Here is a 15248-nt window from a genome sequence, read left to right on the forward strand (position 1 = left end):
TACACCACACTGTGGACGGTACTGCGGAGCGGGGGAATACATCGATGCGATTCAGTGTCCTCGGTCCGCTGGCCCTCCACGTGGACGATCGCCCGGTCACGCTCACCGGCACCAAGCCCCGCCTCCTGCTCGCCGTGCTGCTGCTGAGCCCGGGGCGCACGGTCGCCACCTCCCGGCTGGTCGACGGCCTGTGGCCGGACTCGCCGCCCGCGTCGGCGGTACGCAACCTGCGGACGTACGTACACCGGCTGCGGCAGGCGCTGGACCGCGGCGGCGACTCGGCCGACCGGCTGGTCCACGACGGCACCGGCTACCACCTGCGGGTCGACGAGGACGAGCTGGACCTGCTGCGGTTCCGGCGTCTCACCGACGAGGCCCGCCGGGCCGCGCGGGGGGACCGGCCGGAGGCCGCCGCCGAGCTGTTCGACCGGGCGGTCGAGCTGTGGGGTGGGCACCCGCTGGAGGACCTGGCGGATCCGGGCACCGACCTGGGCGCGAACGTCACGGCGCTGCGGGAGCAGCACCGGGAGATCACGACCGAGCTGTTCGACCTGCGCCTGCGACTGGGGCAGCCGGCCCGGGTCATCCCGTCGCTGCGCCGGATGGTGGCGGAGGAGCCGCTCGACGAACGCTGGCAGGCGCAGCTGGTGACCGCGCTGACGCTGGAGGGGCGTGTGGCCGAGGCGCTTGCCGTGTACCAGCAGGCCCGGCGCGGCATCGTCGACGAGCTCGGCGTCGACCCTGGCCCCACCCTCCAGGGCGCCCTCCAGGCCGCGCTGGACGGGGACTCCGCCGAGGTCCGGCCACCGTCCGGCTGGCCGGCGGCCCTCGGCGCCGGGCCCGCGGCGCCGCCCGGCCCGCCGCCGAGCCCGCAGGCCCTGCCGATGAAGCCGCCGTCCCTTGTCGGCCGGGACACCACGGCCAGCCAGCTCCGCACCATCGCCGAGGGGATCGCCGACCCGGCCGGCGCCGACGAGCACGCCGGGGTCGTGCTCGTCTCCGGCGCGCCGGGCGTCGGCAAGTCGTCGTTCTCGGTGTCCAGCGGGTACGACCTGGCCGACCTCTTTCCCGACGGTCAGCTCTTCGTCAGCTTCGACAGCAGCGACGAGCCACCCCGCGGCAGCGGGGAACTGATCAGGGAGCTGCTCGTCGAGCTGGGTGTACCGCTGGCCGGCGTGTCCGAGGACATCCGGGAGCGCTCCGCCGCGCTGCGGTGCGCGCTCGCCGGCCGGCGGCTGCTGCTCATCATCGACGACGTCGACTGCGCGCAGCAGGTGCGCCCGCTGCTGCCCGGGGCGGGCCGCAGCCTGGTGCTGATCAACAGCCGGCAGCGCCTGCTGGACCTGGACGTCGGCTGGCGGTTGACGCTCGGCGCGCTCGACCGTGCCGACGCGGTGGAGCTGCTGGCCACGATCGCCGGTGAACGCCGGGTACGTGAGCAACCGGAGGTGTTCGGCCGGATCGCCGCGGCCTGCGACCGGCTGCCACTGGCGCTGCGGATCGTCGGCAGCCGGCTCGTCACCCAGCCCGACGTCGCCCTGCCCGGCTTCGCCGCGCACCTGGAGGACGAGGAGAACCGGCTGTCCGAGCTGGCCGTCGGGGACATCTCGGTGCGCGGCAGCCTCTCGGTCAGCTACCAGGCGCTGGACGTCGACGCCCGCCGGGCGCTGCGCGCGCTGGCCCGCGCCGGCTCGTTCATCACCCCGGCCAGCGCGGTGGAGATCCTGCGCCTGCCCCGGCAGCAGGCCAACCGGATGGTGGAGCACCTGGTCCAGCACAATCTGCTGCTGCCCGTCGACTCGGACGATCCGGGCCAGCACTTCCACCTGCCGGAGCTGCTGCGGCTCTTCGCCCGCGAGTGTGTGGACGCGCACGGCCGCCCGCTGCCGGCCACCTGACCCGCCGGAAGCCGGATCGGGGTGTGCGGGTCAGCCGACGCGCACACCCCGATCCGGGTCTCCTCACTTGAGGAAGCGGTCCAGCGCGGCCTCGATGGTGCCGCTGTCCGGCGACGCGTACGACTTCATCGTCACCTTGTTGTAGGAGATGAAGCTCGGGCAGCGGGCGGCCGGGGCCGTCACCGTGCCGCCGTCACCGACCTTCTCGCCGGTCTTGGCGGCGTGGAACGTCAGCGTGTACCGCGAGGAGATGTAGTCGACGGTGACGACCTTGTCCTCGCTGTTCTTGTACTGGCACTTCTTCGGCGTGCCCTCGCTGCCCTCGACCATCTTGAGGCAGCCGATGACCGACACGGTGGCGAAGTCCGCCGACTTGGCGTAGTACGGCTTGGCCGAGCTGACCGTCTTCTGCGACCAGAACGTCGGCCGGTCCGGGGAGTTGGAGAAGACGTACGCCTTCGAGCCCGCCGGCGCGGTGTACGGGGCGGCGTTGAGGATCGCTCCCCCGTCGCAGACCGCCGACATCTCGCTGGCGTACCGCGCGGTGATCGAGTCGTTGTTGGCGGGCCCGTCCGGCCCGGGCGACTCCGGCCCGTCAGCGCTGGGGGTCGCGGACGGGCTGCCGTCCGGGCCGGGGGTGGCGCTGCCCGAGGCCACCGGCTTCGGGTCCTCCTCGTCGCCGTTGAAGGCGACGTAGGCGAGGCCGCCGCCGCAGCAGAGCAGGGTCAGCGTCACCGCACCGGCGGCGAGGCCGACGATCAGCCCCTTGCTCTTGCCGCCGCCGCCCTGCGGCGTGCCGGGCGCGTAGGGCGCGGCCGGCGGCGGGAAGCCGGCCTGCCCCGGGTACGACACCGCGGGCTGCGGCGCCCCGTACGGCGCGCCGGAGGCGGGCTGTGATCCGTAGGGCGCGCCGGAAGCGGGCTGGGCGCCGTACGGCGCGCCGGAGGCCGGCTGTGATCCGTAGGGCGCGCCGGAAGCCGGCGGCGAGCCGTAGGGCGCACCTGACGCCGGTGGCGAACCGTAGGGCGCGCCGGAGGCCGGCTGGGCGCCGTACGGGGCGTTCGGGTCGGGCTGGTTGCCCCACGCTCCGGCGTTCGGGTCCGGATAGCCTCCGTAGGGAGGGTGATTGTCACTCATCTGAGGTTCTTCCACCTGTCGTCCGTGGTTCCGGCGATCAACCACTTCGCAGCGTAATGACGGCTGCAAATCCAGGATCGCCGACATTCGATCGGTCGTTCACCAGCCGTGCCGGGGTGGCTCCGGTGCGTGCCTTCGCAAATCCGGCCCCGGCCCGCCCACCAGGGATGACGGCGCCGGGGAGCGTTGCGCCGCAACGAATCGACTCATGGGCACGCTCTCCGCACCCGGCTCCGAGCCCGCCGAAAAGTGTGACGTACGCAACATCGGCAGCCGCATGCCCGACCCCTCGCCGGGCGGCGCCGGACCACATCCCGGGACACCTTTTAATGAGCCCTGTCTATATTGACGTACGTCACAGGCGTGGACAGAATCCCAGCACCACCACCAGGACCCCTCCGGGAGGGCCCCATGAACCGTCCCCGCCTGCCGCTGATGCGGACCGCCACCCGACTTGCCGCGGTCGCCGCGGCCACCGCCGGCGTACTGCTCGCGGTCACCGCACCCGCCGTCGCCGCCGCGCCCACCGGGCGGTACGTGGCGCTCGGCGACTCCTACACCTCCGCCCCGCTCGTGCCCACCCAGGTCGACCTGAACTGCCTGCGCTCCAACCGCAACTACCCGTCGCTGGTCGCAGCGTCCGCCGGCTCGTCGTCGTTCGCCGACGTGAGCTGCTCCGGGGCCACCACCGAGGACATCCTGTACGGCGGCGACGGCGCGCTGGGGATCGCGCTGCCGCCGCAGGTCAACGCGGTCACCTCCGGCACGGCGCTGGTCACAGTCCAGATCGGCGGCAACGACATCGGCTTCTCCGGCATCATCGGCGACTGCGCCGAGGCGAGCGTGAGCAGTCCCCTCGGCTCGCCCTGCAAGGACCGGTTCACCGCGGGCGGCACCGACCAGTTGCGGGCCCTGGTCGCCGCCACCGCGCCGAAGGTGACAGCGGTGCTGCGGGCGGTCCGCCAGGCCGCGCCGAACGCGCGCGTGGTGGTGCTCGGCTACCCGGCGATCCTGCCCGACAGCGGGTACGGCTGCTGGCCGGTGGTGCCGATCGCCTACCAGGACGTGCCGTACCTGCGTGGCGTCCAGAAGGCGCTCAACACGATGCTCGCCGACACCGCGGCGGCGGGCGGGGCGAGCTACGCCGACGTCTACACCCCGTCGATCGGCCGGGACGCGTGCAAGAGCAGCGGCACCCGCTGGGTGGAGGGGCTGGTGCCGCAGAACGCCGCCGCGCCGTTCCACCCGAACGCGCGGGGCGAGCAGGGCATGGCCACCGCCCTGCTGGCGCACCTGAACTGAGGCCGCCCGGATGAGCCGGTCCCGCTCCGGCGGGACCGGCTCACGTCCCGCGGCTCACACCCGGGTGATGCGGACCGCGTCGGCGACCACGTACCCGGTCCCGGCGCTCCAGCGGCTCACCCCGACCTTGTCGCCGGTCCCGGCGGCGAGCGTGAACACGCCGAGCGAGACCCAGCGTCCGCCACCGGCGCGCTGGTCGACAGCCACCGTCCGGTTGCCGGTCGTGGTGACCACCAGGTACGGGGTGCGGTCGTTGTAGCCGCTGTCGGCCGGGTACCACACCGAGACCTCGTAGCTGCCCGTCACCGGCAGGGTCGCCCGGTACCAGGCGACGTCGCTCGCCGCCGTCGGCGTGGCGAAGCGGTAGTCGGTGCCGTACCGCTGCCCGGAGTACGCCGAGGTGCCCCACGCCGCGCCGGCGGTGAACCCGCCCGCGGTGCCGTTGTCCACTGTCACGCTCCACGGCGCGGGCGTCGCCGTGCCGGCCCGGACGTCGAGGTAGTTGCGGTCGATCTTCATGGTCACGCCGCCCCACGTCTCGGTGACGTCCCCGGCGTACTGGTGCAGGCGCTGCTGGTCGGCGTACCGGTCGTCGGCGCAGTACGTGCCCCCGTCGGTGTCCGCGACGCCGTTCCACCAGGCGATCCAGATCTGGTCCAGACGCAGGTAGCGGGTGTCGTCGTAGGCGTCGCAGACGTCCTTGATACCGGACGAGCCGCTGGAGTACATGCCGGCGAGGTAGCCGCGCGTGTGCAGGCGCTCGACCCAGCCGGAGAGGAAGGAGAGCACCGCGGCCCGGCAGGAGGCGTTCGTCGGGTACTGCTCGATGTCGTTGTAGAGCGTGCTGCCGGCGCCGATGCCGAGCGCCGCCGCCGCCGCGACCGCGCTGTCCGCCGCGGTCCTGCCCTGCCCGCGGGCGGTGGCCGGATCGGCGGACATCTTCGGCGTACGGGTGCCGCACGGCGCCTGGTAGCCCAGCTCGATGGGGATGAGCCGCCAGCCCTTGCGGGTCTGGTCGGCCACCCAGGTCGCGGTCAGGTTGGGCTGGGCGCACGTGCGGCTGCCGCCGCTGATGTAGACGCCGACCGCGCGGTACGGCGACGCGGCAAGCCAGGCGTCCATCGCGGCCTGGGACGGCGCGGTGCAGGTGTCGAAGCCCTTGCCGGTAAAGGTGCCGGGCTGCGGGCCGACCGCTGCCGCGACGGCCGGCTCGGCGGTGCCTGTCGTCCCGGCGCGGGCCGGGACGGCCGGAGCCGGGAGGGTCGCGGCCGCGACCACGGCGAGCAGTGTCAGGGCCGTGGTGATCGCTCTCATCGGCGCCCCTCCTGTGAAGGATTCCCCGCCGGACGGCGAGACCTGGGCAGGATTTCTACCACGCATCGACGGTTGACGACAGATGGCCGTGGCGAAAGTTTTCACAATGGAAACGATCATTGAAGGGTATCGACAAGCACCCGGCGCCGGGATAGCGTGCCCACACTCACATGCGTCGATCAGTGAAGCGCCGTCACCCGAGGAGCGCCATGCCCACGTCACGATCCCCCCGTCTGCGACGCCGAGGTCTGCTCGGCGTACCCGCCCTGGTCGCCGCCGCGGTCACCGTGGCCGTCCGTCCCGGCGCGGCGCACGCGGCGCCGAAGGCCGAGTGCCTCGCCGACCTGCTCCGGGAGCAGTGATGGCCACCATTCCCTGGCTGGTGGACGTGCTGCGGGCCGCCGGCGTGCAGGTCGTGGTCGAGGGCGACTGGCTCAACCGGATGCGCTCCGGCTCGTTCGACCCGATCGGCGTGCTGTGGCACCACACCGCGGCCACGTCCAGCGCCACCAACCCGCACCCGGCGCTGAACATCTGCATCAACGGCCGGTCCGACCTGCCCGGCCCGCTCTGCCAGGCGCTCGTGGACTACCACGGCGTGTTCCACGTGATCTCGGCGGGCCGGTGCAACCACGCCGGCACCAGCGGCGGCAGCGGCCCGATCCCGGCCGGCGACGGCAACACCCTGATGATCGGGTGGGAGATCGACTACAACGGCGTCGACCAGCGGATGACCACCGCCCAGTACAACGCGAGCATCGCGGCCACCGCCGCCGTGCTCAAGCGACTCGGCCGGGACTCCAGCTACGCCCGCGGGCACCGGGAGACCAGCACGACCGGCAAGATCGACCCGTCCTTCATCGACCTGAACACGATGCGCGCCGACGTGGCCGCCAAGATGGCCGGCGGCGGCACCGGCTGGACGTCGATAGTGGACAACGCCACGGCGGGCCGGTTCACCGCGAGCGCCAACTGGGGCACCTCGACGTACTCCGGGCAGCGCTACGGCGCCGACTACCGCTACGCGGACCCGGTCGCGGCGAGCGACGCGGCCTGGTACAAGTTCAACGTCCCCCGCACCGGCAACTACCGGGTCGAGGCGTGGTGGCCGGCGAACGCGGGCTACAACGCGGCCACGCCGTACATCGTCGCCACCACCACCGGCAACAAGACGGTCACCGTCGACCAGCGGGCGACCGGCGGGCAGTGGCGCTCGCTCGGCACGTTCACACTGCCGGCCGGGGACGCCAACCGGGTGGCGGTCAGCCGGTGGAGCTCCGCCGCCGGCCTGGTCATCGCCGACGCGGTCCGGTTGACCGAGGTCTGACCCGGCGTACGGACGCGGCCCGGTGGCGTCCACCCGGCCGCGTCCGGTCGTCGGTCAGCGCAGTGACCGGAAGGCCGCCCGCATCTCCTGCGCGAACAACTCCGGCTGCTCCCAGGCGGCGAAGTGCCCACCCCGGTCCAGCTGGTTGTAGTGGATCAGGTTCGGGTACGCCCGATCCGCCCAGCTTCGCGGCGCGAGCAGGATCTCCTCCGGGAACTGGCTCACCGCGGCCGGCACCTGCACGCCCTTCGCGGCGAAGAACGACAGCGCGTTCTGCGCGTACAGCCGGGCCGAGGACACGCCGGTGTTGGTCAGCCAGTAGAGCGTGACGTTGTCCAGGATGTCGTCGCGGCTCAGGCCGCCGGGGCGACCGGCGAAGGCGGCGCAGATCAGGTCCAGGCTGGCCGCGTCGTGGTCGAGCATGAACGTCGCCAGCCCGGCCGGCGAGTCGGCGAGCGCCGTCAGCGTCTCCGGACGGGTCGTCATGATCAGCGCGTACGCGGAGTGCTTCCAGAAGAAGTCGATCCGCTCGCAGGCGGCCCGCTCCTCGTCCGAGAGCCCGGCCGGCAGCTCCGCGAGGGGGTTGTTCACGCCGGTGATGCCGCGCTGCAGCAACGCGTCGATGTCCGGCGGCACCACGCAGGGCATGTTGGTGTGGATGCCGGCCAGTTCCGGCGGCGCCTGCACGCCGAGCATGTCGGTGATCAGCGCGCCCCAGTCGCCGCCCTGGGCCACGAACCGGGTGTAGCCCAGCCGCCGCATCAGCTCGGTCCAGGCGCGGGCGATGTGCTGCGGGTCCCAGCCGGGCCCGTCCGGCTTGCCGGAGAAGCCGTAGCCGGGCATCGACGGGATGACCAGGTGGAACGCGTCCGAGGCGCGGCCGCCGTGCGCGGTCGGGTCGGTGAGCGGACCGATGATCTTCAGCTGCTCGATCACCGACCCCGGCCACCCGTGGGTGACGATCAGCGGCAGCGCGTCGTCGTGCCGGGACCGGACGTGGATGAAGTGGATGTCCAGGCCGTCGATCTCGGTGACGAAGTTCGGCAGGTCGTTGAGCCGCGCCTCGACCTTGCGCCAGTCGTACTCGGTCGCCCAGTACCGGGCCAGCGCCTGGCTGGTCTCCAGCGGCACGCCCTGGGACTGGTCGTCCACTGTCTGCCGCTCCGGCCACCGGGTGGCCGCGAGCCGGGTCCGCAGGTCCTGCAGGTCCGCCTCCGGCACTTCGACGCGGAACTCGCGGATGTCGGCGCCGGTACGCGTCGGCGTCAGGGTCTTGACGGCCACGGGCTGTCCTCCTCGGGTCGGGTCAGGGACCGAACGTGAAGACGTACGCGCGGAGACCGGGCCGCTCGGCGCGCAGGGTGAGCTGGTGCTCCCCCGGCGGCGCACCGTCGACCAGCCGGATCATGGCCGCCCGGTCGGCGGACGCCTATCGGGCGGCAGCCGGGTCGCCACGGCAGGGCCGTCACGCGATGCGCCGGTCATGCCCGGCTCCCTTCCTCGGCGGTCCGGCGGCGGTTACCCGGACGGCACGGGTTCGAACGGCCGCCCGCCGGATCCGCGCGGCGTTTGCCGACGGCCCGGCGGGGTAGGACGCTGCGCCGCCCGAGGGCGGGCCGTGCAGGCGGCGAGGGCGGCGCGGAGGGTCGATGACGGCTGGACCAGGGCGAGCGCAGGCCCCGTCGGGCGAGGTGGTGGAGCTGCGGGTGCACGGCGTCTCCTCGGCCGGCGCCGCCGAGGTGCTGGACCGGCCGCTGGTACGGCAGGTGGCGGGCGACCGCAGCGCCGGCTTCTACCGTCCCCGTCCCGGCCTGTCCGACGAGCGCGGCACGGGCGGCGTGACGCTGGAGGCGTACCGGTGGAGCGACCTGCCCTCCGGCACCGCGCTGCGGACCCTGTCGCTGCTGTTCCTGTTTCCGTTCATGCTGATCAACGTGGCCGTGTGGATGCGGCCGGGGGACGCGCTCGGCGGCGCGGTGGTACGGGCGCTGTGCCGGGTGCTGGGGCTGAGCCTGACCTCGCTGTACGTGCTCGCCGGCGCCGGGGTCGCGCTGGACCTGGTGGCCTGGCAGTGCCTGTCCTCCCCGGCCTGCCTGTCCGACCGCGAATGGCTGTCCTGGCTGGGCGGCCGGCCGGTGGGCCTGCGGCTCGTGGTGCTGGCGCTGGTCCCGTCCGCCGCGGTGAGCCTGCTCTGGTGGGGCGCCCGGCGGCCGGGCCGCTCGTTCACCGCGTTCCGGGCGCCGGAGCGGGCGTCCGCCGGGCCACCGTTGAGCACGATCGGGCAGTGGGACACCGAGCCGCTGATGGGCCGGCTGCGTTCGATCCACATCGCGGCGGCCTTCGCCACCCTCGACGGCAGCCTCCTCGCCGCCCGGGCCGCGCAGGGCGTCCCGCCCGCCGTGGCGGCGCTGCTGGCGGTGACCGGCGCGGTCCTGCTCGCCTGCGTGGTCCTGGTCTGCCTGCCGCCGCTCGTCGACCGGGCGCCCGGCGACCCGCGACGCGACCGGATCGCCCGGGCGCTGCGCGCCACCGCGATCGTCCTCACCGTCGCGGTGGCCGGCCACCTGCTGTTCGCCCCCGCCCGCTGGCGTGCCGACGGTGGCCTGCCCGGTTACGGCTCGATCCTGACCTGGCTGCTGGTGACGCACGCCGTGCTGCTGGGCGCGCTGGGCGTCGTGCTGCTCTGGCACCGCCTGCGGGCACGCGGTCACCAGCCGCCCAACGGACTCGGCGCGCTCGTGGTCGCGGCGGCGGCGGGTGGGCTCGCTGTCGCGTACTCCGCCGAACTGGTCCAGCGCGCCGCCGACCTGCTGGACCGGGGCAGGTCCCCGGCGGACGCCCTGCCGGGCCCGGCCCGCGCGTACGACTGGGCGATCTACGGCTTCTTCCGGGCGTTGCTGGTCACGCTGGTGGCCGCCGCCGTGGTGGCGCTGGTCTCCCGGCGCGGCCGGACACGGGCCGCCCAGGCGGTGGTGGAGCGCGACTTCCCGGCGCCACCGGCCGAGGCGGCGCCCCGGCTGCGGCAGGTCCGGGCGGCGATCGTCCGGGCCCGCTTCACCGACCTGCTGGTGCCGTTGGCGGTCCTGTTCGCGATCATGGCCGGGGCGGGCGCGGCGACCACCGCGATGGCGTTGCTTCGCCCCGACCCGGGCGAGGCGCTGCAACGCCGGACGCACGTACCGGCCGAACTGGTCATGTTCGGCATCGAGGTGGGCGGTGTGGCGCTCTCGGCGGCGGTGCTCGCCGTGGTGGTCGCCGCTGTCTTCGCCTACCGCAGTCCCGGGTTCCGGCGCCACGTCGGCGTGCTCTTCGACCTCGCGACGTTCTGGCCCCGGTCCGCGCACCCGTTCGCGCCGCCCTGCTACGCCGAGCGGGCCGTGCCGGAACTGGCCCGGCGCATCACGTTCCTGGTGCAGAGCGGCAACGGCGTGCTGCTCGCCGGGTACAGCCACGGCTCGGTGCTGGTCGCCGCCACCGTCCTGCAACTGCCCGCCGAGATCAGCGCGCGGGTCGCGCTGCTCACCTACAGCTCCCCGTTGCGCCGGCTCTACGCCCGGCTGTTCCCCGCCTACGTCGGCGACGAGATGCTGTGCGGCATCGGCGGCCGGGTCGGCTGGCGCTGGCTCAACCTGTGGCGGGACACCGACGCGGTGGGCGGATGGATCTTCTCCCCGCACCGCGCCGACGAGCCGGCCGGCATCACCGGCCCGGCGGCCACTGTGGACCGCCGGCTGCGGGATCCCGACGGCCTGGTCGCCCCGCCCGGGGACAGCGTCCCGCCGCCGATCAAGGGGCACTGGCCGGCCGAATCCGACCAGGCGTACGGCGCCGCGGTGCGGGATCTGGCCGCCCGCCTGCGCGCCGCCGCGCCGTGACCCGGCGCGGCGGTCACGGCGCCGGATGGTCCGCCTCGAACCGTTCCCGGGTCAGGAACGCCAGCCGGGCCCGCTTGTCCGGCATGTCGATCTCGTCGCCGAGCGTGAAGCCCTCGATCCGCAGCCGGCGCAGCATCGCGTCGTTTCGCACGTCCGGTTCGAGCACGATCCGTCGCGCGGCCGGGTCGCGCAGCAGGAACCGCATCAGGGCCGGGAAGACGGCGCTGGTCACGCCGCGCGGATACCGCCGGGGCGGATCGAGCAGCAGGTGCGCGCCCACGTCGCCGGGGCGCACCGGATACCGCTCGCCGACCGGGTCCGCCTCCGGCTGGTAGGTCTGGAACAGCCCGATCGGCTCGCCGTCGAGCCGGATCAGGTACGCGTGGTGGGTGTCCAGCCCGTCGACGAACGCGTAGATCTCGCGTACCTGGTCGACGGTGTGCGAGCCCATGCCCCAGAACCGGTTGCGGGGCCGGATCACCCAGCCGTGCAGCAGTTCGGCGTCCCGGTCGGGGCGGACCGGCTCCATCGCCAGCTCGCCGAGGCCGGGGATCGGCTCCAGGTGGATCACGTCGTCTCGTCTCCCGTCAGTGGGCCGGCGGGCACCGGGATCAACGTCCCGGCGGCCCAGTGGGTCAGTTGGTCGGCGAAGTGCGGGTCCCCGGGGCGCCCGGACGCGCCGAACGGGACGACCCAGCGGCTGGCCGCCCGGTCGGTCAGGTCCCACACGTAGCGGGCCACCGGGCCGCGCCAGCAGGCGTCGGAGACGCCCGGCACGCTGGAGGTCGCCAGCACGCAGTCGGTGTCGCCGGACAGCGCCACCCGCTCCCGCATCGCGGTCACCGCGTCGGTGACCGCCGGGTCGACGCCCAGGTGCACCGGGTGCAGCAGGTGCCGGCTGCCCCACGCGCCGGGCGCCGGACCGGCGGCCACCTCGGCCAGCGCATCGGCCGCCGGTTCCGCGAGGTCGAACCCGGCCGCGAGGTGGTCCAGCGCCAGGCCGATCCGGGCCGCCGGGTCGGTCCAGGGGGCGAACAGCTCGTCGAATCCGCACGGCTCGTCCAGGGCACGCAACAGCGGGTGTACGCGCAGCCGCCGCGCCAGCGCCGCCCGCCAGGCCGCGTACGCGCCGGCCTCGGCCGATCCGGCCGCCATCGCGCGGTCCCATTGGCGCAGCCGCCGCAGCAGCGCGCGGGCGGGTTCGTCGAGCCGGCCCGGGTCGAGGCGGTCGAGCAGCCGGTACAGCGGTCCGGCCGGGAGCCGGTCGTCGGTGTGCACTGCGGACGCCTCGGCGCCCTCGGCGAGCAGCGCCCGGATCCGGCGCGCCCGGTGCGGCGGGGCGAAGTCGTCGCCGTGCGCGGCCACGTCGTCGCGGCGGTCGTTGGCGCACACCGCCACGCCGTCGACCGGCTCGTCCACCGGCGGCAGGTAGTCGCCCCGCCACCGGTAGGCCGGCTCCCAGGCCGGCACCGGCTCCCGGCGGCACCGCTCGTCGCGTACCGGGACCAGGCCGGTGACCAGCCGGCGGACGCCGCCCTCGGTGTCGGCGACGAGCACGCTGTTGACCGGCTCGACCCAGTGGCGCAGCGCGTCGGCGACGTCTCCGGCGCGCCGGGCGCGCAGCAGCGGCAGCAGCGCCTCGAAGCCGAGCCGGGCCTCCACCCGGCTCGGGGCGCGAAGCGCGATCGCCTCGCCGGTGACCCGGTCGTGGTCGATCACCGGGCCGCGGGGCGTCTCGATCACCTCGACCGTCTCCGGGTCGCCGCCGCGGACCTCGATCTCCTCGACGTGGCGCGAGACCGGGGTCCAGCCGTCGACGTCGCGCGCCAGCACCCGGTCGCCGTCGCGGCGCAGCCGCTCGCGGTAGAGGTCCTGGTAGTCGGCCATCGCGTTGGTGACTGCCCAGGCCACATGCCCGGTGTGGCCGAAGTGCGGCAGGCCCGGCACGCCGGGGAAGGCGAGACCGACCACGTCGAACTCCGGGCAGGCCAGCCGGAGCTGCTGGTAGACGCCGGGCAGTTCGAGCAGCCGGTGCGGGTCCCCGGCGATCAGCGGGCCGCGCCCGGTGGCCGGGTCGGCGGGCAGCGCCCAGGCGTTGCTGCCCGCCGACGCCGGTCCCTCCACGGCGAACAGTCCGGCCGCTTCGGGGCCGAGCGTGCGGGCCACGTGCGCGCGCCAGAGCTTGTTCGGGAAGGTGGAGAAGAGCACGTGCTGGACGAGGAACACACCGAGCGGCGACCAGGGGCGCCAGGGTTCGGGCGCGCTGCCGGTGGCGGCGAACTCGGGCGCGGCGGCGGCGCCCTCGGCGAGTCCGGAGTTGACCCCGTCGACGTACGCCTCGACCCATCGCCGGGTGTCCGGGTCCAGCCGCTCGTAGCAGCGCCGGGCGGTGTCGTCCAGCCGTACGCGGCGGGCGAACCGGTCCCATGCCAGCTCGGACGGGCCGACGTGGGCGGCCAGGCGGCCCTCGGCGCGCCATCGTTCGACGCTGATCTGCCACGCCCGGTCCGTCGCGGCGACCCGGCCCTGCAGACGGGCCAGCGCGTCGGCGTCGCCGGCCCACAGCTGCGGCACGCCCCACCTGTCGCGATCGACGCGCGTCACCGTCTTGCCCCGCCCTGGCGCGCCGGGCGGCGATTCCGTTCCACAGTCAACTTAGGATAACCTCCCCTAACCGACGGCGACCTTACCGCGACAGGCGGGATGCGCCAACCGGCGGTACATCCGGGACAAAGCATCCCGAGTCGCGCTTGCTAGTTAGGCCAGCCTAACCTAACCTGATCGCCGCGGCTCTGGCCGCACGCCCTGTCCGTACGACCGCTGGGAAGTCGCATGAGTTCGATCGGGAGCCCGACCGGCGCCGCGCCCACCGACACCGGCCGCGCCGCCGCCACGGCCCGCGGCCACCTGTTCAACGCCGGCTCGCTCGGGCGGTACCGGGACGTGCTGGCGCGCGGCGTCGACCGGGTCGCCCGGCGGGTTGGTGAGGTGGACACGCCGTTCACCGGCGTCACGCCCGACGAGCTGGCGCCGCTCATCGGCGGCATCGACCTCGACCGGCCGCTGGGCGACACCGACGCCGCCCTGGACGAGCTGCACGACGTGTGGCTGCGCGACGCGGTCTGGTTCCACCACCCGCGCTACCTCGCCCACCTCAACTGCCCGGTGGTCATCCCGGCGCTGCTCGGCGAGGCGGTGCTCAGCGCGGTGAACTCCTCACTGGACACCTGGGACCAGAGCGCGGGGGCCACGCTGATGGAGCGGCGGCTGATCGAGTGGACGGCCGGGCGGATCGGGCTGGGTCCGACCGCCGACGGCGTGTTCACCAGCGGCGGCACCCAGTCGAACCTCCAGGCCATGCTGCTCGCCCGGGAGGAGGCGTACCGCCGGGCGGTGGGCGGCGCGGCCACCCGGCCCGACCGGCCTCAGGTGCTGTCCCGGCTGCGCGTCATCACCTCCGCGGCCGGGCACTTCAGCGTGCAGAAGGCCGCCAAGCTGCTCGGCCTGGCCGCCGACGCGGTGCTCACCGTGCCCACCGACGCGAGCCGCCGGATGCGCGCCGACGAGCTGGCCCGCACGATCGACCGCTGCCACCGCGACGGCGAGGTGGTGATGGCAGTGGTCGCCACCGCCGGCACCACCGACTTCGGCAGCATCGACCCGCTGCCGGAGATCGCCGACATCTGCGCCGACGCGGGCGTCTGGATGCACGTCGACGCCGCGTACGGCTGCGGGCTGCTGGTCTCCCCCACCCGCCGGCACCTGCTCGACGGCATCGAGCGGGCCACCTCGGTGACAGTCGACTACCACAAGTCGTTCTTCCAGCCGGTCAGCTCCAGCGCGCTGCTGGTACGCGACGGCCGGGCACTGCGCCACGCCACCTGGCACGCCGACTACCTCAACCCGGCTCGCGCCGTCGAGCAGGGCATCCCGAACCAGGTCGACAAGAGCATCCAGACGACCCGCCGGTTCGACGCCTGCAAGCTCTGGCTGACCCTGCGGATCATGGGGCCGGACGCCGTCGGCGAGCTGTTCGACCAGGTCGTCGACCTCGCCGCGCAGGCGTGGCGGCGCCTCGACGCCGATCCCCGGTTCGAGGTGGCCGCGCCGTCGCAGCTGAGCACAGTGGTCTTCCGCTACCGGCCACCCGGCCTCGCCCCCGACCTGGCCGACGAGGCCAACCTGCACGCCCGCGACGCGCTGGCCGCCTCCGGCGCCGCCCTGGTCGCCGGCACCAAGGTCGACGGCGCGCACCACCTGAAACTCACACTGCTCAACCCCGAGACCACGGTGGACGACATCGCCCACGTGCTGGACCTCATCGCCGACCACGCCGCCTGGTACGCCCGGACCGCGACCGCCGCCGAGCTGTCCTGCCCGGTCGGCTGACCCCCG

The 15248-nt window shown here is 74.2% G+C and carries 11 protein-coding genes; 6 read left to right on the plus strand and 5 right to left on the minus strand.

Translation table 11 applies throughout. The features are described from left to right. The first annotated feature begins 44 nt into the window (after positions 1-44). Positions 45-1898, plus strand: a complete 1854-nt coding sequence (locus MicB006_RS13640; RefSeq protein WP_116506514.1) for an AfsR/SARP family transcriptional regulator — start codon at positions 45-47, stop codon at positions 1896-1898. Between the two features lie 63 nt (positions 1899-1961). Here the strand turns inward: MicB006_RS13640 and MicB006_RS13645 are convergent, their stop codons facing one another. Further along, on the minus strand, positions 1962-3035 hold the full coding sequence (locus MicB006_RS13645; protein ID WP_116506516.1) for a hypothetical protein: 1074 nt from the start codon (positions 3033-3035) through the stop codon (positions 1962-1964). Positions 3036-3446: 411 nt separating this feature from the next. On the opposite strand from MicB006_RS13645, the gene MicB006_RS13650 reads away from it, so the two are divergent. After that, positions 3447-4337 (plus strand): SGNH/GDSL hydrolase family protein, encoded by an 891-nt coding sequence (locus MicB006_RS13650; RefSeq protein ID WP_116506518.1) that lies wholly within the window; start codon positions 3447-3449, stop codon positions 4335-4337. Between the two features lie 54 nt (positions 4338-4391). Here the strand turns inward: MicB006_RS13650 and MicB006_RS13655 are convergent, their stop codons facing one another. Then, the gene (locus MicB006_RS13655) at positions 4392-5651 is read right to left on the minus strand and encodes a glycoside hydrolase domain-containing protein (protein ID WP_116506520.1); all 1260 of its coding nucleotides are present in this window, start codon (positions 5649-5651) and stop codon (positions 4392-4394) included. Between the two features lie 209 nt (positions 5652-5860). Between MicB006_RS13655 and MicB006_RS32005 the strand changes: the two genes are divergently transcribed. Together MicB006_RS32005 and MicB006_RS13660 are read left to right on the plus strand one after the other, a co-directional pair. Then, the gene (locus MicB006_RS32005) at positions 5861-6013 is read left to right on the plus strand and encodes a hypothetical protein (RefSeq protein ID WP_174533668.1); all 153 of its coding nucleotides are present in this window, start codon (positions 5861-5863) and stop codon (positions 6011-6013) included. Then, a complete protein-coding gene (locus MicB006_RS13660) occupies positions 6013-6978 on the plus strand; it encodes an N-acetylmuramoyl-L-alanine amidase (protein WP_073828168.1) in 966 nt (321 codons plus the stop codon). The genes MicB006_RS32005 and MicB006_RS13660 overlap by 1 nt, the downstream gene beginning before the upstream one ends. A gap of 54 nt (positions 6979-7032) precedes the next feature. Here the strand turns inward: MicB006_RS13660 and MicB006_RS13665 are convergent, their stop codons facing one another. Next, positions 7033-8262 carry an epoxide hydrolase family protein gene (locus tag MicB006_RS13665; protein ID WP_116506522.1) on the minus strand — a complete coding sequence of 410 codons (1230 nt, stop codon included), beginning with the start codon at positions 8260-8262 and terminating at the stop codon, positions 7033-7035. A gap of 365 nt (positions 8263-8627) precedes the next feature. Here MicB006_RS13665 and MicB006_RS13675 point away from each other — a divergent pair, with 365 nt between their 5' ends. Next, a complete protein-coding gene (locus MicB006_RS13675) occupies positions 8628-10853 on the plus strand; it encodes a hypothetical protein (protein WP_116506524.1) in 2226 nt (741 codons plus the stop codon). A 13-nt stretch (positions 10854-10866) separates the two neighbouring features. Here MicB006_RS13675 and MicB006_RS13680 read toward each other — a convergent pair whose 3' ends face one another. Both MicB006_RS13680 and MicB006_RS13685 read right to left on the minus strand, forming a co-directional pair. After that, positions 10867-11382, minus strand: coding sequence for a GNAT family N-acetyltransferase (locus MicB006_RS13680; protein WP_370013487.1), 516 nt, complete (start codon positions 11380-11382; stop codon positions 10867-10869). A 38-nt stretch (positions 11383-11420) separates the two neighbouring features. Next, positions 11421-13457 carry a penicillin acylase family protein gene (locus MicB006_RS13685; RefSeq protein ID WP_116506527.1) on the minus strand — a complete coding sequence of 679 codons (2037 nt, stop codon included), beginning with the start codon at positions 13455-13457 and terminating at the stop codon, positions 11421-11423. A gap of 228 nt (positions 13458-13685) precedes the next feature. Between MicB006_RS13685 and MicB006_RS13690 the strand changes: the two genes are divergently transcribed. Continuing rightward, entirely contained in the window at positions 13686-15242 is a 1557-nt protein-coding gene (locus MicB006_RS13690; protein WP_116506529.1) for an aspartate aminotransferase family protein, read from the plus strand. Positions 15243-15248: the final 6 nt, after the last annotated feature.

It is taken from the genome of Micromonospora sp. B006 (genome assembly GCF_003408515.1).
GTDB classification, from domain to species: domain Bacteria; phylum Actinomycetota; class Actinomycetes; order Mycobacteriales; family Micromonosporaceae; genus Micromonospora; species Micromonospora echinospora_A.